Genomic DNA, 21775 nt, shown 5'->3' on the forward strand with positions numbered 1-21775 from the left:
GTATCAGAAGAGCTGCAGTAATTTTGGCAAGAAGATGATCGCTGCGACCACTAATGCAAAAACTGCGGTCATCAGCACAGCACCAGCTGCCATATCTTTGATTTTTTTCCCGATTGGATGGAAATGAAAGTCCGTAAACATGTCAACGACATTCTCAAAGACTGTATTGATGATCTCCACGATCCAGACCAAGAAAACGGCTAACAGCAGCCAAAGCCATTCCATTTGATTCAATCGGAAAATAAAGCCTGCAATGATCGCAACGATGCCTAACCCAACATGTTTACGCATATTACGTTCCTCTTTAAAGACGGTTTTTATACCGGTGAAAGCAAATTCGATTGACGAGATAAACTGTTTATTTTTCCCAATATTCTTATCTTTTGAGTCCATAGGCATCCAGTATTTCCTTTTGCAATCCAAACATTTCCTTTTCATCTTCTGGTGTCATATGATCATAGCCGTTGATATGCAAGAAACCATGCAGCGCCAAGAAACCAAGTTCCCGATCATAGGTATGCCCATATTCAGCAGCTTGTTCCTTTGCCCGTTCAATGGAGATCATAATGTCTCCTAGATCACGCGGCAGCTCTTCAAGGACTTCGTCAAAAATAATCGGCATCTCCTCCGCCGTTTCTTCTTCGAAGGCAAAACTGATGACATCTGTCGGCATATCTTTGCCGCGATACTCCCGATTGATTTCTTGGATGGCTGCATTGTCCATAAACGTGACGGACATTTCCGTATCCTCTGGAAGGTCTAAATGTCCTGCAGCAAATTGCAGAAGTCCTTCGATCTCTTTGATCTTCGTTTCCCCCACTGAATTTGTCTCATCTAAAAAGGTAATCTCCATTAGCGCTCTCTTCTTTCTTGTTCTTCTTTCATTTTCTCTGCTTCCGATTTCATTTTTGGGTATTTGATCCGTGAATGGAAGGTACTGCATAGTCCGTTGACCAGTGATTTTTCAATCATCCGGATTTCTTTCAACGTTAGTCCCGTTTCATCCAATTGACCGTCTAAGATCCGATCATTGATGAGATTCGCAACAAATTCTTGAATTTTTTGATTGGTCGGATTTTCCATCGCTCGAACAGCTGCTTCACAACTGTCAGCGATACTCACGACACCCGCTTCTCGTGTCTGCGGTTTTGGCCCAGGATAACGGAAATCTTCTTCCGTCACCTCGGGATTACGCTCTTGAGCTTTTACATAGAAATAACGCATCAGAGTTGTGCCATGGTGTTGACGGCAAATATCGATCACCATCCGCGGCATTTTGGCTTCTTCGAGAATTTCCGCTCCGTCGATCACGTGACCGAAGATGATTTGTTTGCTGTCTTCCGGCAGCAAAAAATTATGCGGGTTTTCGGCACCAGCAGGTAAATTTTCTACGAAGAAATTGGCATGTTTGACTTTGCCAATATCATGGTAATAACAAGCCACGCGGGTCAGTAAGCTTTGCCCACCGATCTCGGCGACGGCATTGGCGCTAAGATTAGCAACCATCATACTGTGATGATAGGTCCCTGGTGCTTCTTCCAGCAACTGCTTCAATAACGGGTGGTTCGGGTTACTCAATTCATTCAACACGATCATACTTTCATCCGTTACCAATAATTCGATATATGGATGCAGCCCCATCGTCAGCAAATAGCTAAGAAGCGAGCCGGCCAATCCACAGACGAGTGTTGTCCACGTATTGCCGCGGGCCAAATCCATTCCTTGGAAAATGACCAACATGATGCTTAAGAGTAATGGGAAAACGATCACCCACATGACTGCGATTTTCCCTTGACTGGCGATACGTGCTCGTTTGATCATCGTTCCCATCAACCCAGAGAAGAGATAGGTCACTAAAACAGTCGTCAACAAGTTGGTCCCACTGGAATCAAAGTAAATGAAGAGTGCACTGACCACTTGGAAAATCGCGGCTAATATCCCTAAACGTCTGCTGGAGAAAATGCTTAGAATCAGCGGTGTAAAGGCTGCTGGGAAAAAGAGCGGGATAAAGGTCACTAATTCTGATTGGAACAGTTGGAAAAATTTCATGATCAAGATACTGAATGCCATCGCCAAAATATAAAAAGTGACGGCGTTCATTCGCTTTTCAACATCTTTTGTCTGTCTTGTATAATAAAACAGCATGAGCATTTGTAAGCAGGTCGCTAAAACTAAGGCGATTAATGGAAAAACTGAGAAGGTCTGATTGGTCATTCCTAAAAGCTGCAGCTTTTCCAATGCGTTGGCATCGATCTGTGATCCTTCACGAACAATGATCTCCCCTTGATAGATCATTACCGGTGGAACAGCATCCATGGCGGTTTGTCTCGCTTCTTCCGTCCGCTTTTCATTGGGAATATCATTGACGACGATTCCTTGATTGACAATGAAGCGTAAAACGGACGCCATATCCGAAGTAACATCTAGAAATTGGATCTTGTCTTCCGCCTCTGAGCGGAAAGTACTGAGTTCTGTTTGACGGATCTGTTTGGCCATTTGCTCGTCTACTAGCTGCAACGCATAGGTTCGTACCGTATTCAATTCATCGGTACTTAATGAAAACAATGTCGACAAAAAATTATTCGTCAATGACTGATAGAAATCAAGTTCATCATCACTCATTTTTTCAAACTCTTTTTTTAAGGCTGCGATGTATTCATCCGTACTCGGTTTAGGGATATTTTCATCCTCATCCGCCTCAGCAACTTCTTTTGCATGTGCCTCATCCGTTGATTTTTTGACTGAATCAACTAAGTCAAAAAGGTGGTCGATGCGATCGTGCTGTGTCTGCGCTAGAGTATCCTGATAGGTGTACTCTGGCGGAACCGCTTCTGCTGCCAATTTGCGTTTTTGTTCCGTTGCAGTAGTGTTTTCGATCGTTTTATTGGCACGAATGTTTTCTTCCGCCACCTGGCCTTCACTATAATCGACATTATTCTGTTTGACACTGGTGTACATGATACCAATCGAAAAAAGAAAGAAGAGAAACATCAAAACTGGTAAATAAAACTTCCCGAGTCTTTCTCTAAGTTTCCGTAGTGGTTGAATGATCATAGTTCTCCTCCTGAAAGACGATCAGCGCTTGTCTTTAAGATCTGCTTCTTCATAAGCTCGAATGATATCGGCCACAACTGGGTGCCGCACCACATCTCCTGCTTCAAAATTAGCAAAAGCAATTTTAGGGATCTCCTGCAACGTTCGCTCCGCATGGATCAAACCGCTTAAAGTCCCTTTTGGCAAGTCGATCTGACTCGTATCACCATTGACGATCATTTTGGAGTTGAATCCTAAACGCGTCAGAAACATTTTCATTTGAGCGATCGTCGTATTTTGCGCTTCATCTAAAATGACAAAGGCATCTTCTAGCGTACGTCCACGCATATATGCCAATGGTGCGATCTCAATGACGCCTCGTTCCATCAGACGGTTCGTATGATCCATCCCAAAAATTTGATACAACGCATCATAAACGGGGCGTAAGTAAGGATCGACTTTTTCTTTCAAATCGCCTGGCAGAAAGCCAAGGTTCTCTCCTGCTTCAACCGCGGGCCGTGTCAAAATAATCTTTTGCACTTGACCTTTCTTTAAAGCAGCGATCGCCATTACGACGGCCAGAAAGGTTTTTCCGGTTCCGGCTGGTCCGACCCCAAAGACCACATCATGTTTACGGACAGCTTCGATATATTTCTTTTGACCGGCATTTTTTGCCCGAATCGGTTTCCCATTACGGTCCTTGATGATTTCTTCTTCATACATATCTTTGAAATAATCAAGACTGCCTTTGTTTACCATGTTCAAAGCTGTGATCACATCAGGAGTACTGATATTGATGCCTCGTTTGATCAACTCTTGCAACGCTCGGATCACGGATTGTGCTTTTTCTGTAGCTTCCGCTTCGCCGACGATTTGGATCAGCTCCCCACGAGTGTGAATGACCGTCCCCGTCGAGTCTTCAATGATTTTAATGTTCTTATCGTGAGCACCTAAGAGTAAACGAACGTCATCGTTCTCACTAAGTGTTATCTCGATCGTCATAGTTTTGTCTGTCAAATATGTTACAGCTCCTTTTTTGGCGTTCTTATTAATAATAACATAAGATGGAAAAAAGAAAAATTACTTATAAAGTCCAAGGGTAGTTTCCTTTTTGTCCTTATGCTTTTTTTAAGTTTTTGAAATCAGAAAAAAAGCCGCGAGCATGTCATCCATACTCGCGGCGTGAGCTTACATTTGATCCAATAATTCTTTAACGATCGCATTGACTTGATTGCCGTCTGCTTTGCCTTTGACTTGCGGCATTACAGCACCCATCACTTTTCCAAATTCTTTGGAAGAAGAAGCACCAGTCTTTTCAATCGCTCCAGCAACGATTTGGCGGATTTCCGCTTCATCAAGTTGTGCTGGCAAATATTTTTCAACAACTGCAATTTCAACTTTGACTTTCTCAGCTAGATCATTTCGGTCAGCTTTCTCAAACTCATGTAAAGAGTCCCGACGTTGCTTCATCTCACGAGATAAAACGGTCAACTCTTCTTCTTCATTCAAGTCAGAACCTTTTTTGATCTGCTCATTTTGAATTGATGCTTTCAACATGCGGATCACCTGCAAGGTTTCCTTGTCTTTGGCTTTCATCGCTGTCTTCATGTCATCATTCAGTGTACTTAGTAGTGTCACACTACCAGCTCCAATTCTCAAAACAGTAGAAAATTAGAATTTTTTGCGTTTTCTAGCTGCTTCAGATTTTTTCTTACGCTTTACGCTAGGTTTTTCGTAAAATTCACGTTTACGAGATTCCTGTAAAGTACCCGCTTTTGACACGGAACGTTTGAAGCGACGAAGAGCATCGTCAAGTGATTCGTTTTTGCGAACGACTGTTTTTGACATGTAAATTCCCTCCCTCCGAGCTTAAAAAGTAACCGTAGTTGTTATTGAAATAAAATCCCAAAAAACACGACTGTCCTTTAAAAATTATAGCTAACCCCTGAAAAAGTGTCAAGGCATTCTGTTAAAAAAGTCTTCGATACTGTCAAGTTTGTTTGGGTTTTCATTGACATTCTTCACAACGACCCAAAATCTCGAAGCGATGACCCTCGATCAAACAACCGGGAAGCTGTTCTTGAAAGAAGTCCATTGGGCAAATATGCAGTTCTTTTGTTTTGCCACAAACCGTGCAAATAAAGTGATGGTGATGATGGTCTTCTAATTCTGCACAACAGTTATAGCGAAACTTCATCTCACCGTTCAGTTCTGTTTCTTCTAAAATACCGATCTCAGAAAAATCGTGCAAATTCCGGTAAATCGTATCATAACTCAAGCCAGGGTACTTTTCCGACATGTATTCGTGAATTTCTTTTGCCGGTAAATAGCGATTGCGTTTCACTAAATAGGTAATGATCGCTTCTCTTTTTTTCGTATTTTTAAAGCCATTTTCTTTCAACGTTGTCATGGCATGCTCTATGAGCGTTTGATTTTTCATCGTAGACCCTCCTGATAAATCAAAATCATTCCGATTCTATCAATCTTAAGTATGGTATAATGAAATCAATAAAAAAGCAAGAGAGGATTTTTCTTATGAAGCCAAATGAACCAGAACAACTAGACTTGCAAGAAAAATTGCAAACCAGTGCTGCAGTGACGATGTTCGTTTTGTCGGACTCTGCCGGTGAAACAGCATCGAAGCTTGCCCAAGCGACAATGGCACAGTACCCCAGCGTCGAATTTAACCTTTTTAGACGCACGTTTATCCACACGAAAGAGCACTTGATCAAAGCATTATCAGATGCTAAGAAACACAATGCCATTATTCTTCACACTTTGATCAAAGAAGAACTCGTGGATTTGACGAATCATTTTTGTGAAGAAGCGGATCTCTATCATTTCGACGTATTAACACCGCCTGTCAGTGAAGTGGCACGCCGCACTGGAGTAGCACCTTCACGAGAGCCAGGGGCTTTGCACCACCTGAACGAAAATTATTTCAAACGCATCAAAGCCATGGAATTTGCGGTCATGTACGATGACGGAAAAGACCCTCGTGGCTTCTTGGAAGCAGATGTCGTGTTACTAGGGGTTTCTCGAACCTCAAAAACACCGTTGAGTCTATTTTTAGCGAACAAAAACTTAAAAGTCGCTAATTTGCCTTTGGTTCCACAAGCCCACATCCCGAAACAGCTCTGGGAAATCGATCCGAAAAAAATCGTCGGGTTAACAAACGATCCGAATGTGTTAAACAGTATCCGCAAAGAACGGATGCGTTCTTACGGCCTGAACCCTGACTCTGCATATTCCGATATTGAAAAAATCAAAGCGGAGCTGACGTTTGCTAATGATCTTTATGAGAAATTAGGTTGTGTCGTGATCAATGTCGCTTCCCTTTCCATCGAAGAAACCGCCTCAATGATTTTAAATGCATTAAACTTAGAAGACCATAGCTATTACACTTCAGAGACAAAAGACTGATAACGATAACGCAATAAAAAAAGATGAACAGACTGCCGTCTGCTCATCTTTTTTAGAATATCTATCATTTCAAAGTTTTTTAAAAAACTTGCAGCCCTTCACGATCGATTTGTAATTGTTCGATATACGCATTGCTCTCCAAGGCATGTAAAAGTTTTGAGATTCGTTCTGCCCGTTCCTCTGGGACGATCGCTAAGACCGTTGGTCCAGCGCCGCTTAAGAAACAGCCATAGCCGCCTTCTTCTTCGCAAATCTGGCGAATGGTCGACAAGTGTGGCACAAGCTTTTCCCGATAGGCTTCATGAAAGCGATCCTGCTGCATCAATTTCCCTGCAAGAGGCAGATTGCCATTGATGACCGCTGCGATCATCACGTTGGCGATCGCACTGGCCTCAACTGCTTGCTCGTGAGAAAGTGTTTGCGGCAAGACTTGACGACTTTCTTCAGTCAAAAGTTCTTCATGAGGAATATACGCAATGATCTCGCACTCTGGAAAATGATGCTTTACTAAATACGTATGCTTGTGCTGATGGTCATAAGCAGCAACTGCAAAATCTCCATAGATCGCTGGTCCAACATTGTCAGGATGCCCTTCAATGGCAGTTGCGATCTCAAGCTTTTGTGCTGCACTCAGATTCATGTGTGCCATTCGGTTGGCTAGTTCAATACCAGCGACGATCACCGAGGAACTACTGCCTAAGCCTCGTGCCAAAGGAATATCCGAACTCATACGGATCTTCAGGGGTTTCATGTCTGGTGCTAATTTTAGTGCCACACGCAAAAGTAAGTTAGTTTCATCGTTTGGGATCTCTGAGCCTAGCTCATGGATGATCTCCCATGTATCGTTTTCTTTTAAAACTTCGATGAACAAATACTTTGACAGGGCAATCCCGCAGGAATCAAAACCAGGCCCTAAATTCGCACTGGTTGCAGGAACGCGGATCTTCATAACTTGGCAACTCCTTCACGAAGATGCTGGCGCATTTCTTCTAAATCACTCATCTTATTGATGGTTACTTCTGTCGCTTTGATAGCTGTATCAGGATCCTTCAGACCATTTCCAGTAAAGACGGCAACGACAGTCTCACCTGGTTTGATTTTCCCTGCTTTCACGTGCTGGATGACACCAGCCAGCGATGCAGCTGAGCCTGGTTCAATAAACACACCATCTTGCGCAGCAATTTTACGGTAAGCATTCAAAATTTCCTCATCGGTTACTGCATCGATGTGTCCATTTGATTCATCACGAGCGGCTTCTGCCAACTGCCAGCTGGCTGGATTGCCGATCCGAATCGCTGTAGCGATCGTTTCTGGCTGTTCGATGACTTCCCCACGGACGATCGCAGCAGCACCTTCAGCTTCAAACCCATGCATTCTTGGCAACGTGGTGCCTTTTTTCTCATGCCATTCTTTGAATCCTTTCCAATAAGCCGAGATATTCCCAGCATTACCAACTGGAATTGCAAGAACATCAGGCGCCTGTCCTAGCTGTTCGCATACTTCAAAGGCAGCTGTTTTTTGTCCTTCTAAACGATAAGGATTGACAGAGTTCACTAATGCCACAGCTTCTGTTTTCGCAATATCCCGGACTGCTTTTAACGCTTCATCAAAGTTTCCTGGAATCGAAATGATGTCCGCTCCATAAACGATCGCTTGCGCCAGTTTCCCCATAGCGATCTTGCCTTCTGGAATGACGACATAAGCTTTGATTCCTGCTCTGGTCGCATAAGCGGCTGCGGCTGCACTAGTATTTCCTGTCGAGGCACAAACGATCGCTTTCGCGCCTTCTTCCACCGCTTTTGCCACCGCCATCACCATGCCGCGGTCTTTAAATGAGCCTGTCGGATTCAGGCCTTCGTATTTTCCATACAATTGGATCCCTAATTCATTTGAAAGACTTGGTAATGGAATCAGAGGTGTATTTCCTTCAGCCAGCGACAATGCTGGGGTATTTTCATTAACTGGGAGATATTCCTTGTATTGATGCAATAATCCTTGATACATGTTTATTCCTCCATCACTTTCATTATTTGCACGTTTTGCGTATTCGCGTATGCCTTGAGTGCTACTGTTAGGTCCTTTTCACTGATTGGCTTCGTGATTCCAGCTATTCGTTGGCTTGCTTCATCAAATGCTGTGTGCTTTGATTCAAACCATTCTGGGAAAGAAGCTGCATTAAGGTCTTTACTTGAAAAGGAAACATAGTGTTGCACAGGAACTTCTTGTACCGAAGCCAATGCTGTTTCTTTTTCAAAGGTTAAAAAAGGTTCAACGATCCCGAATGTTTTGTTTTTAGCCAATACCGTCAAATCGGCAACCACACTAGTGGCTGTCGGACGCGATCCAGCCCCTGGTCCATAAACCATCGACTGATCAATTCCGTCGCTTTTGATAAAAATACCATTGAACTCATTTTGGATCGTCGCCAAGGCGTGGTTTTTTGGCACTAACACCGGCCCAACCGATACAGTAAGGGAACCGTCATCAGTCTTTTGAGCTGCGCCAATCAATTTCACTTCATAGCCAAAAGCTTGTGCCTGCTTAATATCTTCTACAGCTAATCCGCGAATACCTTTTGTTGCAACATCAGCAACGTCGATTGTTTTCCCAAAAGCAAATTTGGTCAGGATCACCATTTTATAAGCCGCATCGATACCGTCAACATCATTGGAAGGATCTGATTCGGCAAAACCTTTTACTTGAGCTTGCGACAACGCATCTTCATAGGTCAGGCCATCTTCCGTCATTTTCGTCAGCATATAATTGGTCGTCCCATTGACGATGCCAAAAATCCCTGTGATCGTATCAGGTAGATAGTGGGTGCTCAATGTGCGCAAAATCGGAATTCCTCCCCCCACACTGGCTTCATAATAAAGAGAAACACCGGCTTTTTCAGCAATTGCCAGCAGTTCAGGTCCATGGGTGGCAATCAGATCTTTATTTGCCGTCACAACATGCTTTTTATTTTCTAAAGCAGCTGAAATAAACGCTTTTGCCGGATCGATCTTCCCGATCAATTCCACAATTACGTCGATGGTCTCATCTTCAAACAACTCATTTGCCTCATTCGTCAAAGCAAACCCATACTGAGCTGCTAACGCAGACTTATCCTCATAAGGCGAAGCTAATGCTTTCGTGATTTGCACACTGACTCCTGTGCGTGCCAGGATGGCTTCTTTTTGCTCTGCCAACACTTGGCATACCCCGGTGCCGACAACACCCATTCCTAATAATCCAATGTTCAATTGCTTACCCATAATGCCCCCTAACTGAAAACGTTATTAAAAACCGTTCATCCAATTTTAATATTTCCACTAGCATACCAAAAACAATAAGAAAAAACTAGGACTTTTGAGAAATTCTCGCCCTAGTTTTAACGGTGATGGATATGTTCGAATGTTTTTTGCAAAATATCCACAACATGTTTGTCATCAAGACTATAAAGGATGGTTTTTCCTTGTCTTTCCGACTTTACGATCCGATTATCTTTCAATAGTTTCAACTGATGAGAGACTGCTGATTGTTCCATATGTACTTGTTCCGCGATTGAAGTGACATTGCGTTCACCCTCTTGAAGGGACAACAAAATTTTTAATCTGGTCGGATCACTAAGCATCTTAAAAATCTGCGTTACTTGCTGAATTTCCTCTAATTTAGGCGGAGTCATCGCGCCACATCCTCTCTTATTTCCTTTTGCATTTTAGCCCTTGATAGACGGCTTGTCAATCAGCGGCCGCCAAACAAGGAGAAGTAATTAGATAAAAGACAAGAATAGATCCAAGTGTCAGAAAATTCCCTTTAGAAGCTTAGGTCCCTCAACAACTGTTCGTTGGCGAAACAAATGCTTCTTTTTCTACCACTCGGATCATTCAGTCAAATTGCAATTTTTTGATTATGAAGGCAGCAGATGACTTTATTCACCTGTGATTTCTTCAATCGCTGCTTGCAGATCAGCAATTTTTTGTTCTGCTGCTTCTGCCGTTTCGCCTTTTACACCAATATAAAACTTGATTTTCGGTTCGGTCCCAGAAGGACGAACCGCAATCCAGCTTTCATCTTCCAAGGTGTATTTCAAAACATCAGAAGGCGGTGTGGTCATTTTTTGTTGGTGACCATCTAAGCCCACACGAGTCAACAGTTTAAAGTCTTCTGTTTGTACGACAGGGGTTCCTGCGAAGACAGAAGGTGCTTTTTCACGGAAAGTCTTCATCAAGGCAGCAATCTTAGTTGCCCCTTCCATGCCGCTCATCGTTACAGAAATCGTTTTTTCTGCATAATAACCGTACTCTTCAAAAATATCTTGCAGACCGTCATACAATGTTTTGTTTGATTGTTTGTAAAAAGCAGCCACTTCTGCTAATAAAACGAGCGCTTGGATCGCGTCCTTGTCCCGTACGAATGGTTTTACTAAGTAGCCATAGCTTTCTTCAAAGCCAAACATAAAGGTTTGAGAATGGTCTTTTTCAAATTTTTGGATTTTTTCGGCAATAAATTTAAAGCCGGTCAATACGTTGATCATATCCACATCGTAGGATTTAGCGATCGCTGTTGGCAATTCACTAGAAACGATCGATTTTAAGACTGCTGCATTTTCTGGCAATGTCCCAGCTGTTTTATGGGCTTCTAAAATGTAACGGATCATCAATGCGCCTAACTGGTTACCTGTCAACACTTGGTAGTTGCCATCTGGCATTCTTACTGCAGCTCCTAAGCGATCGGCATCTGGATCTGTTGCGATCAACAGGTCAGCACCTTCTTTTTCTCCTAAAGCAATCGCATATTCAAAGGCAGAGTGCTCTTCTGGATTCGGTGATTTTACTGTACTGAAATTTGGATCAGCAACCGCTTGAGAAGGTTCAATAATGAATTGTTGGAAACCAGCTTGTTTCAACGCTTTCTCCCCAAGCATCCGCCCTGTTCCGTGAAGTGGTGTATAGACAAGTTTCAAATCTTTGCCCACCGTATCGATCAATTCTTGATCGATCGTGACTTCTTTGATCTCTTTCAGATAGGCAGTATCGATTTCTTCGCCAATAATAGAGATCAAGCCGCTGTTTTTGGCTTCTTCTTCACTTAAAACAGGGATCTCTAACGGATTTTCAATTTCCCGAACGAATTTTGTCAATGCATCCGCATCTGCTGGTGGCATTTGTCCACCATCTTCCCCATATACTTTGTAGCCATTGTATTCGGCTGGATTGTGAGAAGCTGTGATCATGATTCCAGTAAAGGTTTTTAAGTAACGCACAGCAAAAGATAATTCTGGCGTCGGACGTAAGCTTTCAAAGACGAAGGCTGGAATATCGTGTTTTGCCAATGTTTTTGCCGCTTCCATCGCGAACTCAGGTGAAAAATGACGGGAATCATAGGCGATCGCTACGCCACGACGTCTTGTTTCAGGATCTTGTGTATCCATAAAGCGAGCCAATCCTTCGGTTGCTTGACGAATCGTATAAATGTTCATCCGATTGATACCAGGTCCTAAAATTCCTCGCATACCGGCAGTCCCAAATTCCAAAGGCATATAAAAAGCGTCTTCTAACATCGCAGGATCTGCTTCTAATGCGGTCAATTGTTCTTTTAATTGTGGATCTAAGTGTTCACTGTTTTTCCATTGATTAAATGTTTGTTCCCATGCCATAAAATAACCTCTCCTTTTTCCGTTAAAATGCTCTAAAATTAGTATAACACTACTTACAGATTTCTCAAAGAATAACCAAATGAAAAATAAAAACAGCTGCTATCAAAAGTGATTGACACTTTAAAAATAACAGCTGATTCCATTAAACTATTTCGTTAATTGAGCATCCTTTTGTGTTTCAATAAAATCAAACACTTGTTGACCAGCAATACTGCCATCGCCGACTGCCGTCGTGATTTGACGCAAGCCTTTTTCACGAACATCGCCAACCGCGTAAACACCAGGAATTGAAGTTTCCATCTGCTCATTGGTTAAAATCCAGCCAGCATCATTCGTGATACCGCTGGCTTTGAATGGTTCTGTCAACGGATCTAAACCAACATAGATAAAGACACCGCCAGCAGCTTCTTCTGTCACTTCATCCGTTTTTACGTTTCTGATTTGCACGCCAGTCACGACCATCTCATTGCCTTTGATTTCTTCAACAACAGAATCCCAAATAAAAGAGATTTTCTCGTTGGCAAATGCGCGGTCTTGAATGATTTTTTGTGCTCGTAATTCGTCACGACGGTGAACGATCGTTACTTCGGAAGCAAATTGTGTTAAGTAGATAGCTTCTTCGACTGCCGAGTCGCCTCCGCCAACAACAATCAAGCGTTTGTTACGGAAAAAGGCACCGTCACAAACCGCACAGTATGAAACACCGCGTCCCGCGAATTCTTCTTCGCCTTTGACGCCTAACTTTCTATGTACGCATCCTGTGGCAATGATGATTGTTTTCCCTTGATAAGTTTTGTCTTCGGTGGTAACTTCTTTGAATTCACCTTGATCCGTGATGCTCTGAACGATCCCATAGGCATTTTCAACACCAAATTTAATGGCACCTTCATACATTTTAAATGCTAATTCAGGGCCTAAGATTGATTCGTATCCTGGGTAGTTTTCAACTTCAGCCGTATTGTTCATTTGACCGCCAGGTGCGCCTCGTTCAATCATTAGTACTGATAAATTCGATCTTGACGCATAAAGCGCTGCTGTCATCCCCGCAGGGCCTGCGCCGATGATAATTACATCATACATATATTTCCCTCCAATTTGGACTACCCATACTTTACTTTCAAAAGCAAATTCTTTCAACTCATCTGCTTACAAAAAATAATAAGATATTCCTGCTTTTACTTTTGAAAATTACATTGACTTTCTTTTCAATTTTTGTAAAATTTTCACGATACGTCTATTATATAGAAAATAAGGAGTCCTTACAATTGAATAAGAAAAAACTTTTAGGAAAATCAGACCGTGAACTGCTTTTCCTCAGCTGGCCGATTTTTGTTGAGCTATTTTTGCGGGTCGTTATTGGGAATGTCAACGTTTGGATGATTTCTCATTACTCCGAGCCAGCAGTAGCGGCCGTCAGTGCTGCCAATCAACTATTGAATTTAACGGTCTTTATATACGGTTTCATCACCGTGGGTACTCAGATCATTATCGCACAACTGATTGGTGCGAAAAAACGCGACCAGATACCGAAAGTCATCAATACCGCTCTCTTTGGCTCATTGTTCATCGGTATTTTGATCAGCTTAATGTTCCTTTTCGGCTCAACCTATCTCCTTCGTTTCATGGGATTGGATGCTGAATTAGTTGCTTTAGGTCATGGGTACTTACAAGTGTATGGGGGAAGTCTGTTCCTTTCATCGATCACGGCGGTCATAATTGCTGTCATGCGTAGCCACAGTTTCACAAAACCTGCGTTATTGGTGCCGATGTTTGCTAGTATCCTAGCCGTCATTGGGAATTACTTTGTCTTATATAGCCCCTTTGGTTTACCGAATTTTGGTGTGACCGGATTGGCATTTTCTAGCGTCTTTGGTAATTCGATTGGTTTAATAATTGCCGCAATGTTGCTGAAGAAGCATGTGAATTTTTCTGTTTTATCTGCCCGTTTCTCGAATGTCTCTTGGGGTGTGATGAAAAACATTTTGACTTACGGATTGCCTTCTTCTGGCGAGTCTCTTTCCTATCAAGGAGCGCAAGTCGTAGTGACGATGATCGTGGCTCAACTTGGTGCCAGCGTCTTGATTGCAAAATCTTACGTAACAGCTATCACCCAATTTGTTTATTTGATTGCCTCCGCATTGAGTCAAGGGAATCAAATCATGATTGGCCGCAATGTCGGTGCTGGAGAATACGATCGCGCGCATCAGCGAGGCATGCGCACGATGGTGATCGGGATCATTGCCTCGGTAACGATCTGTTTATTGACTTACTTGTTTATTGAGCCAATCATGGGAATCTTTACCACCAACGCGGAAGTGATCGAGATTGCCAAAGGTGTCTTTTTGGTAGAGATCGTTTTAGAAACGGCGCGTGCAGTCAATATGATCCTTGTGGGTTCCTTAAATGCAAGTGGCGATGTGAAGTTCCCATTGATCTGTAGTCTAGTTGTTCTATGGGTCATCAGCTTACCGTTTTCCTATTCACTGGCGATCGTCTTTAAATTCGGCTTGATCGGCGTTTGGATCGCTTATGCCATTGACGAAGCATTGCGCAGCGTCTTAATGATTTATCGTTGGCACTCCGGTGTATGGAAAACTAAATCTGTCGTTCATCCACAAGAAACAGAACCCGAAGTATTGCCAGAAGCATAATTAAAGTCCAGCGGTCTCGGTGACTGCTGGACTTTTTTGTTTTCCATAAAAAATAAAATGCGCCAAGAAGTTTGCTTGGTTTTTTTGAAGACTTTGCTCTATACTTGTCTCAGAAGCTATCGACTACGATTTACATTAAAAGGAGCGTTTGCTATGTCAATCTATGACTACCAAGCAACATTGGAAAATGGCGAAACTTATTCGCTAGCAAAATACGAAGGTCAACCGCTAGTGATCGTCAATACAGCTACGAAGTGTGGTTTGAGCCCGCAGTTCAAAGAATTACAAGGTCTTTATGAAACTTATAAAGACCAAGGATTGGTCGTTTTAGGGTTTCCTTCTGATCAGTTCAAACAAGAAGTCGGGTCAGCCGAAGAAGCCGCAGCCTCTTGCCGAACCACCTATGGTGTCGACTTTCCGATGCACAAGTTAACAGTGATCAATGGAAAAGACGCGGATCCCTTGTTTCGCTATTTGGAAGAAGAAGCACCTGGCACGCTAGGAAAAGCCATTAAATGGAATTTCACGAAATTCTTGGTGGATCGCCAAGGTAAAGTCGTTGAGCGTTTCGCTCCCCAGACAAATCCTCAAAAAATGATTCCAGAAATTGAAAAAGTTCTTTAAAAAACAGAGAAAGGCGATTTTGAGGACAAAACATGTCATCCTTAAGGTCACCTTTTTGTGATTGCTACAACATAAACATTATACAACAATCACATTGGCGCTTGTCAAAATATCTGAATGTCTATTTCTTCTTAAAGAAACCATTCGTTACAAAGATTTCAAAAAGACTTTAAAAAAACTGCAGTTGATCCCCTTTGATTTCTCAACGGGATCAACTGCAGCTTCTTTTGATTAGTTATTCGATAAATCTTCACCATTTGAAGCAATCACTTGTTTGTACCAATCAAATGATTTTTTCTTTGTTCGTTTCAAGGTGCCGTTTCCTTCATTGTCACGGTCCACATAAATGAAACCATAGCGTTTTTTCATTTCACCTGTTCCAGCTGAAACTAAATCGATACAACCCCAAGTCGTGTAACCCAATAAGTCGACACCATCTTGTTCAACCGCATCTTTCATTGCTTGGATATGCTCTGCCAAATATTGGATGCGGTAATCATCTTCCACATAGCCATCTGCATCTGGTGTATCCACAGCGCCTAGACCATTTTCAACGATAAACAATGGTTTTTGGTAACGGTCATAAATGTCATTCATTGTAATCCGCAAACCAAGTGGATCAATTTGCCAACCCCACTCACTTGCTTCCAAGTATGGGTTTTTCACAGAGGCAAAAATATTGCCAGCCGTTTGTTCTAACAATTCAGCGTCCGTTGTTGATACGCGTGAAGAATAGTAAGAGAAAGAAATAAAGTCTACGGTGTGAGCTTTCAACAGCTCAAGGTCGCCTTCTTCCATTTTGATTTCGATCCCATTGCGTTCCATTTCTTTCAGCGCATATTGTGGATATTCCCCACGTGATTGAACATCAATAAAGAAATAGTTTTCGCGATCTGCTTTGCGTGATTCCCAGACATCTTCTGGTTTGCTTGTATATGGATAGTACGCGCCAGCAGCCAGCATACAACCTACTTTGTTTTCAGGATCAACTTCGTGAGCGATTTTCGTTGCGATTGCGGATGCCAACAACTCGTGATGAGCCGCTTGATATTTCACTTGCTCAACGTTATCGCCTTCTTCAAAATAAAGTCCCGCTCCCATAAATGGCGCATGTAGAATCATGTTGATTTCGTTGAAGGTCAACCAGTATTTTACTAATCCTTTGTAGCGGTTGAAAATCACGTTACACAAGTTTTCATAGAATCCGACTAATTCACGAGAACGCCATGCTCCGTATTTTTCAACTAAATGCATTGGGCAATCAAAGTGAGTGATCGTTACTAATGGTTCGATCCCATATTTGTGGCATTCTTTGAAAAGATCTTCATAGAACTTCAAGCCGTCTTCATTTGGTTCTGTTTCATCCCCTTTAGGGAAAATCCGACTCCAAGCGATCGACAAACGGTAGGTTTTAAAGCCCATTTCGCCAAATAGCGCGATGTCTTCTTTGTAGCGATGATACATATCGATCGCTTCTTTTGCTGGGTAGAAATGTTCGTCATCAAAATCGAACATTTTCATTTGACCAGTAATGACTGGAAAACGATCTTTGCCGATCGGTACCACGTCAACGTTTGCCAAGCCGCGTCCTCCTTCTTGGTAGCCTCCTTCACATTGATTGGCAGCTGTTGCGCCGCCCCATAAAAAGTCTTTTCTAAATGCCATGTTTCTTTCCTACTTTCTCTTTATTTAACTAGTTCGCGATCAAGTTCGCGGGCTACTTCATCTTGTACTTCTACGCCTTCTTTTTCAAGACGTGCGATCGTTTCCTTAAATTTAGGCAAGTGATCTTTGTGGGCAATAAACAGTTCGTCCATGACACGTTTTGCCGTATCACCTGATGGAACCAATGGGTTGATGGTGAAGGCTTGTAATGCGATATTGTAATCCCCAGTCACTGCTGCTTCGATCGTTAATAATTCCATTGCTTTCATTACCTGTAACCAACCTTTTTCAGCTGTCGGTAACTCACCAAAGGCAACATTTCTAGCACCTTGTCCGCCAACGTAAGCTGTTACTTCAACTACGCAATCGGCAGGAAGATCTGGAACGGCGCCTTCATTTTTTGTTGAAACAACGATTTGGGTATTTTTATTGGCATAAATGGAAGCAATCGTTTCACACGCTGCATCTGAGTAATACGCACCACCACGTTTTTGCAGCTGTTCAGGTTTATGATCCAATTCAGGGTCTTTGTACAACTCAAACAATTCGGCTTCGGTTTGTTTCACTTGCTGTGCACGGGTCCCAACAGTCTTGTATTCTTCGATCGCATGATTCAGCATTTCTTCTTGACGATAGTAGTAACGATGATAACCGCAAGGGATCATCTTCATTTGTTCTAGCTGTTCTTTGTAAAATGGAATATCAAAGATATTCTTCGGTAAGCCATTGTCTTCTTCATACATTTTATCAATAATATCCATCGTTACATCGTTGCCGTGTGAATCAGCAACTTTGTGCCAATGGAAGTGATTCAATCCTGCAAATTTGTAGATCAATTCGTCCGGTTCTTTACCGATCAAGGCTGGCTCAATCATGGTTGCCATGACTGGCACATTACACAACCCGATCACTTTGTCCCATTTTCCGTAACGCACGATTGCTTCAGTCACCATGCCGCTTGGATTCGCAAAATTGATCAACCAAGCATCCGGACATAAACGTTTCATGTCTTCAACAATTTCAAGAATGATTGGAACCGTACGGAACGCTTTGAACATTCCGCCAGGGCCGTTGGTTTCTTGACCAATCATGCCATAATAAGCAGGAATTCGTTCATCTTTAATGCGGGCATTCAGCAACCCTACTCGAAATTGGGTCGTAACGAAATCAGCATCTTTTAGCGCTTCTTCTCGATCCAATGTCATGTGGATTTTTACATCGTAGGGTGACGCATCCCACATCCGTTGTGCCATCGCACCAACGATTGCTAATTTTTCTTTTCCTGCTTCGATATCTACTAGCCAAATTTCACGAATCGGCAATTCTTCATAGCGTTTGATAAAGCCTTCCATTAACTCCGGGGTATAGCTGCTGCCGCCACCAATGGTTGCAATTTTAATTCCTTTTGTCATTGTATTGCTCCTTTGCTATTTTATTTACATTCTTATTATCATTCATAAAAACATTTGATTCAATGTAAATAGCATATTTAGAAAAAGCGTTTGCAAATCTCGCTTCTTCTTGCAGATGTTTTGTAAAAAAGATTTACAAAGAGCATCAAATAAGGAATAATTAGGATGTAAACGATTCGCTAGGTACTGAATAAAAACGAATTTTTGTAAAAACCATTTACAAATAATCATAAAAAAATGTAAAAAGGAGCATATATACCATGTTGTTACAAGAAAAAATGCGCCAAATCAAACTAGCACCAGCGGAACGATCGTTGATCGATTATTTATTAGCCAACCCGACTGCGATGGCGGATCAAACCATTAAGGAATTGTCAGAAAAGACCTACGTTCATCCTTCTACTTTTATTCGGATTGCCAAAAAATTAGGCTTCAATGGTTGGCTCGACTTAAAAACGGCCTTTGTGGAAGAGCAAACTTATATGAGCAGCCATTTTACAGATGTAGATGCGAACTTCCCTTTTTCCTCCCATGACGGCATTATGACCATCGCCAAAAAGTTGGCAAAGCTTGAACAAACAACGATTGAAGATACGCTTTCCTTGATCCATCATGATGAATTACAAAAAGCGAAACAATCGTTGCTCAACGCCAACCATATCAAGATCTTCGCCAGTAATGCCAATACCTTGATTTCTCAAGACTTTGTTTTGAAGATGCGGCGTTTAGGAAAAAACATTCACGTCTGCGACACCTTCGGCGAGAGTGCTTACGAGGCATCTAACTGTACCTCCGATACGACCGCGATCTTGATTTCTTACACCGGTGAAAACAAAATGGTCAAAGAAATCGGTAAGATCCTTGCCGAGCGGCAGGTTTCCATCATTGGCATGACGAGTATCGGGGAGAACTCCTTGGCGAAATTAAGTAATTGTGTTTTGAATATCACGACAAGAGAACGGCTCTACTCAAAGATCGCCAACTTTACGATCAATACGTCCGTTTGCTACTTGCTGGATTTGTTGTACGCAGTCGTCTTTTCGGAGCATTATGAAAAAAACTTGCAGCATTTGATCGATATTGGCATGGCTTATGACAAGCGCCCTACATCATCGACGATAATCGCTGAGCCAACCTACGATAAAAATCTTCATTATAAAGACTCACTGTTTCCCAATTAAATGACTGACAAAAAGCGATCGCTTCACATGGGCGATCGCTTTTAACCTTACGTAGAACTTGTTAGAAAGTTTTTGGCTAAACTAAAGCCGTGATCAAATCATCGGAACAGCCTACCTCACGTTTGTCTGACTCGATGATATCCAAATAATCGGCGGAGTTGGTGACTAACACTGGGGTCTCAATATTAAATCCAGCTTTGATCAATGCATCCTTATCAAAGGTGATCAATTTTTGTCCGCGAGTCACCGTGTCTCCTTGCTTCACATGGGCTTCAAAGTATTCACCGTTTAATTGAACAGTATCTAAACCAATATGGATCAAAAGCTCTAAGCCGTTCTCAGAGATCAACCCAATGGCATGTTTGGTTGGGAACAAGGTCATTACTGTTCCGTCAAAAGGAGCCACAACTTCGCCTTTTGAGGGATGGATCAAGATGCCTTTTCCTAGAATCCCTTGTGCGAAGGCTTCATCTTTTGCACTGCTTAGTGGTGCGATCGTTCCTTCAACAGGGGAAGTGATTACTTCTTTCCGAACAGTCATCGCTGGTTGTCCTTCTGCGATTTCTTCTTCCACCGCATCATCTTTCCAGAAAGCCATCGTCAAACCAAAACCAATCGCTGCAGCGATCAAGATCCCGATGACCGAGAACCACATGCCACTGGCATCGCCTTCTGGAGTGATATAGTTAAAGATTCCAAAGACGCCTAAACCACCAGAGGTATAGCTCGTTGTGCCATTGATCATTAAGAAGGCACCTGCGACCGCCCCACCAATCATTGAGAAGAAAAACGGCATTTTTTTCGGTAACGTGATCCCATAAATTGCTGGTTCTGTTACACCAAAAAGTCCTGAGATAATGGCTGGTGGACATAGAGCTTTTAGTTTTTTGTCTTTAAGTTTAAAGTACATAGCCATCACTACCGCTGTTTGGGCAAAGCTGGCACCAAATGATGCTACCAAAATTTGACTGTAGCCGAGCTGTGTCACTTGCATAATGTGTAGTGGCACAACTGACCAATGCAAGCCGAAAATAACCAAGACTTGCCAGAAGAAGCCTAATAACAAACCATAAATCGCTGGAGAGAAGTCCATCAATGCTTCAAATCCTGAGCTTAAAAGATCCGTCAACATACTGATCACAGGTCCAATCACCAAAAAGCCAATTGGCAATGCAATCAATAAAACCAAGAAAGGCACTAAAAATGTTTGGACAACAGACGGAATGATTTTCTTCGCCAATTTTTGAACTTGTGCAGCGAATGCGATGATAAAGATTACTGGAACCACACTACTAGTATATGTCGCACCAACCCACGGAATCCCTAAGAAGGTTTCATACGCTGGCAAGCCTAATAAGCTATAAGGTGCAGCAGCTCCCTCGCCAGCTCCGGCAACAAATGCCGCTTGCAAGGCTGATCCTTGAATCGTCGGATAGCAAAGCGCCGACCCGATCACGATTCCCACCATTGGATTTAAGCGGAATTTTTTTGCTGACGTATACCCTAAAATCACCGGCATAAACATGAAGATCGAATCACCGATCGCATTGAACATCACATAGGTACCAGTCGTTGTTGTATAATCGATCAAACCTGTTGTACCAATAAAAAGCAACAGTGCGTTTAGTCCTTTGATCATCCCAGCCGCACACAAAGCACCTAAGAAGGGTTGGAAGCAGCCGCTCAAAATATCGATCAAACGATCAAACAAGTTGCCACCTGAGGCTGTTTCTTCAGCATCACCACTGATTCCTGCAACATCGATCACTTCTGCATAGACATCTGGCACATGGTTTCCGATAACCACCTGGTATTGACCGCCACTCTTCATGACCGTCACGACACCTTCCATGTTCTTTAAGACTTCATCATTTGCGACGCCTTCATCCTTTAATTTAAAACGCAGGCGTGTGATACAATGCGTCAAGCTATTGATGTTCTCTTTCCCACCGACATTTGCGACGATTTTTTCTGCTAATTCACGGTATTTTCCCATTTTTGATTCCTCCAATTTTTTTGTATTGAAGGTTTAGCCAACTGAATGTCACTATCCAAAATGTTTCGTCTTTGATATGCTGCTTCTTAACTAGCGGTCCTAAAAATACGTTTTAATAAAAATCATTGCCAAAAAATTATTCTTTCTTC

General features: G+C 42.4%; 20 protein-coding genes. 4 read left to right on the forward strand and 16 right to left on the reverse strand.

The window, feature by feature from the left end:
* Positions 1–3: 3 nt before the first annotated feature.
* From IGJ01_RS09800 to IGJ01_RS09830, 7 genes are all read right to left on the reverse strand, one after another.
* Positions 4–393: a diacylglycerol kinase family protein gene (locus IGJ01_RS09800; protein WP_016612211.1), complete on the reverse strand. Its 390-nt coding sequence runs from the start codon at positions 391–393 to the stop codon at positions 4–6.
* Entirely contained in the window at positions 377–853 is a 477-nt protein-coding gene (gene ybeY, locus IGJ01_RS09805) for an rRNA maturation RNase YbeY (protein WP_430601016.1), read from the reverse strand. Before ybeY ends, IGJ01_RS09800 begins: the two co-directional genes overlap by 17 nt.
* The gene (locus IGJ01_RS09810; RefSeq protein WP_008378271.1) at positions 853–3054 is read right to left on the reverse strand and encodes an HD family phosphohydrolase; all 2202 of its coding nucleotides are present in this window, start codon (positions 3052–3054) and stop codon (positions 853–855) included. The genes ybeY and IGJ01_RS09810 overlap by 1 nt, the downstream gene beginning before the upstream one ends.
* Before the next feature lie 21 nt (positions 3055–3075).
* The gene (locus IGJ01_RS09815; RefSeq protein WP_016612213.1) at positions 3076–4035 is read right to left on the reverse strand and encodes a PhoH family protein; all 960 of its coding nucleotides are present in this window, start codon (positions 4033–4035) and stop codon (positions 3076–3078) included.
* Between the two features lie 186 nt (positions 4036–4221).
* On the reverse strand, positions 4222–4671 hold the full coding sequence (locus IGJ01_RS09820) for a GatB/YqeY domain-containing protein (protein WP_005235483.1): 450 nt from the start codon (positions 4669–4671) through the stop codon (positions 4222–4224).
* Between the two features lie 33 nt (positions 4672–4704).
* Positions 4705–4881, reverse strand: a complete 177-nt coding sequence (rpsU, locus tag IGJ01_RS09825) for a 30S ribosomal protein S21 (protein WP_002356740.1) — start codon at positions 4879–4881, stop codon at positions 4705–4707.
* Positions 4882–5041: 160 nt separating this feature from the next.
* Complete coding sequence (locus tag IGJ01_RS09830; protein ID WP_008378408.1) at positions 5042–5473, reverse strand: Fur family transcriptional regulator; 432 nt, start codon at positions 5471–5473, stop codon at positions 5042–5044.
* 95 nt (positions 5474–5568) lie between these two features.
* Here IGJ01_RS09830 and IGJ01_RS09835 point away from each other — a divergent pair, with 95 nt between their 5' ends.
* Positions 5569–6456, forward strand: a complete 888-nt coding sequence (locus tag IGJ01_RS09835) for a pyruvate, water dikinase regulatory protein (protein ID WP_008378409.1) — start codon at positions 5569–5571, stop codon at positions 6454–6456.
* Positions 6457–6535: 79 nt separating this feature from the next.
* On the opposite strand, the gene thrB is transcribed toward IGJ01_RS09835, so the two are convergent.
* The 6 genes from thrB to trxB all read right to left on the reverse strand — a co-directional run bounded on the left by thrB (position 6536) and on the right by trxB (position 13177).
* On the reverse strand, positions 6536–7405 hold the full coding sequence (thrB, locus tag IGJ01_RS09840; RefSeq protein WP_005235477.1) for a homoserine kinase: 870 nt from the start codon (positions 7403–7405) through the stop codon (positions 6536–6538).
* The gene (gene thrC, locus IGJ01_RS09845) at positions 7402–8460 is read right to left on the reverse strand and encodes a threonine synthase (RefSeq protein ID WP_005235476.1); all 1059 of its coding nucleotides are present in this window, start codon (positions 8458–8460) and stop codon (positions 7402–7404) included. Before thrC ends, thrB begins: the two co-directional genes overlap by 4 nt.
* A gap of 2 nt (positions 8461–8462) precedes the next feature.
* The gene (locus IGJ01_RS09850; protein ID WP_430601018.1) at positions 8463–9713 is read right to left on the reverse strand and encodes a homoserine dehydrogenase; all 1251 of its coding nucleotides are present in this window, start codon (positions 9711–9713) and stop codon (positions 8463–8465) included.
* Between the two features lie 116 nt (positions 9714–9829).
* Positions 9830–10123 carry an ArsR/SmtB family transcription factor gene (locus IGJ01_RS09855; RefSeq protein WP_005235473.1) on the reverse strand — a complete coding sequence of 98 codons (294 nt, stop codon included), beginning with the start codon at positions 10121–10123 and terminating at the stop codon, positions 9830–9832.
* Positions 10124–10369: 246 nt separating this feature from the next.
* Positions 10370–12097 carry a phospho-sugar mutase gene (locus tag IGJ01_RS09860; RefSeq protein ID WP_005235471.1) on the reverse strand — a complete coding sequence of 576 codons (1728 nt, stop codon included), beginning with the start codon at positions 12095–12097 and terminating at the stop codon, positions 10370–10372.
* Between the two features lie 147 nt (positions 12098–12244).
* Positions 12245–13177, reverse strand: coding sequence for a thioredoxin-disulfide reductase (gene trxB / locus IGJ01_RS09865; RefSeq protein ID WP_430601020.1), 933 nt, complete (start codon positions 13175–13177; stop codon positions 12245–12247).
* 185 nt (positions 13178–13362) lie between these two features.
* Here trxB and IGJ01_RS09870 point away from each other — a divergent pair, with 185 nt between their 5' ends.
* Both IGJ01_RS09870 and IGJ01_RS09875 read left to right on the forward strand, forming a co-directional pair.
* A complete protein-coding gene (locus tag IGJ01_RS09870; protein ID WP_008378420.1) occupies positions 13363–14748 on the forward strand; it encodes an MATE family efflux transporter in 1386 nt (461 codons plus the stop codon).
* 153 nt (positions 14749–14901) lie between these two features.
* Positions 14902–15372 (forward strand): glutathione peroxidase, encoded by a 471-nt coding sequence (locus tag IGJ01_RS09875; protein ID WP_008378422.1) that lies wholly within the window; start codon positions 14902–14904, stop codon positions 15370–15372.
* A gap of 231 nt (positions 15373–15603) precedes the next feature.
* On the opposite strand, the gene IGJ01_RS09880 is transcribed toward IGJ01_RS09875, so the two are convergent.
* Together IGJ01_RS09880 and IGJ01_RS09885 are read right to left on the reverse strand one after the other, a co-directional pair.
* Positions 15604–17037: a 6-phospho-beta-glucosidase gene (locus IGJ01_RS09880; RefSeq protein ID WP_008378424.1), complete on the reverse strand. Its 1434-nt coding sequence runs from the start codon at positions 17035–17037 to the stop codon at positions 15604–15606.
* Positions 17038–17057: 20 nt separating this feature from the next.
* On the reverse strand, positions 17058–18449 hold the full coding sequence (locus IGJ01_RS09885; RefSeq protein ID WP_008378426.1) for a 6-phospho-beta-glucosidase: 1392 nt from the start codon (positions 18447–18449) through the stop codon (positions 17058–17060).
* 260 nt (positions 18450–18709) lie between these two features.
* Between IGJ01_RS09885 and IGJ01_RS09890 the strand changes: the two genes are divergently transcribed.
* Entirely contained in the window at positions 18710–19630 is a 921-nt protein-coding gene (locus IGJ01_RS09890) for a MurR/RpiR family transcriptional regulator (protein WP_005235454.1), read from the forward strand.
* Between the two features lie 76 nt (positions 19631–19706).
* On the opposite strand, the gene IGJ01_RS09895 is transcribed toward IGJ01_RS09890, so the two are convergent.
* A complete protein-coding gene (locus IGJ01_RS09895) occupies positions 19707–21626 on the reverse strand; it encodes a beta-glucoside-specific PTS transporter subunit IIABC (protein ID WP_005235453.1) in 1920 nt (639 codons plus the stop codon).
* Positions 21627–21775: the final 149 nt, after the last annotated feature.

The sequence above is a fragment of the Enterococcus sp. AZ089 genome, assembly GCF_050547225.1.
Taxonomy (GTDB): Bacteria; Bacillota; Bacilli; order Lactobacillales; family Enterococcaceae; genus Enterococcus_D; species Enterococcus_D entomosocium.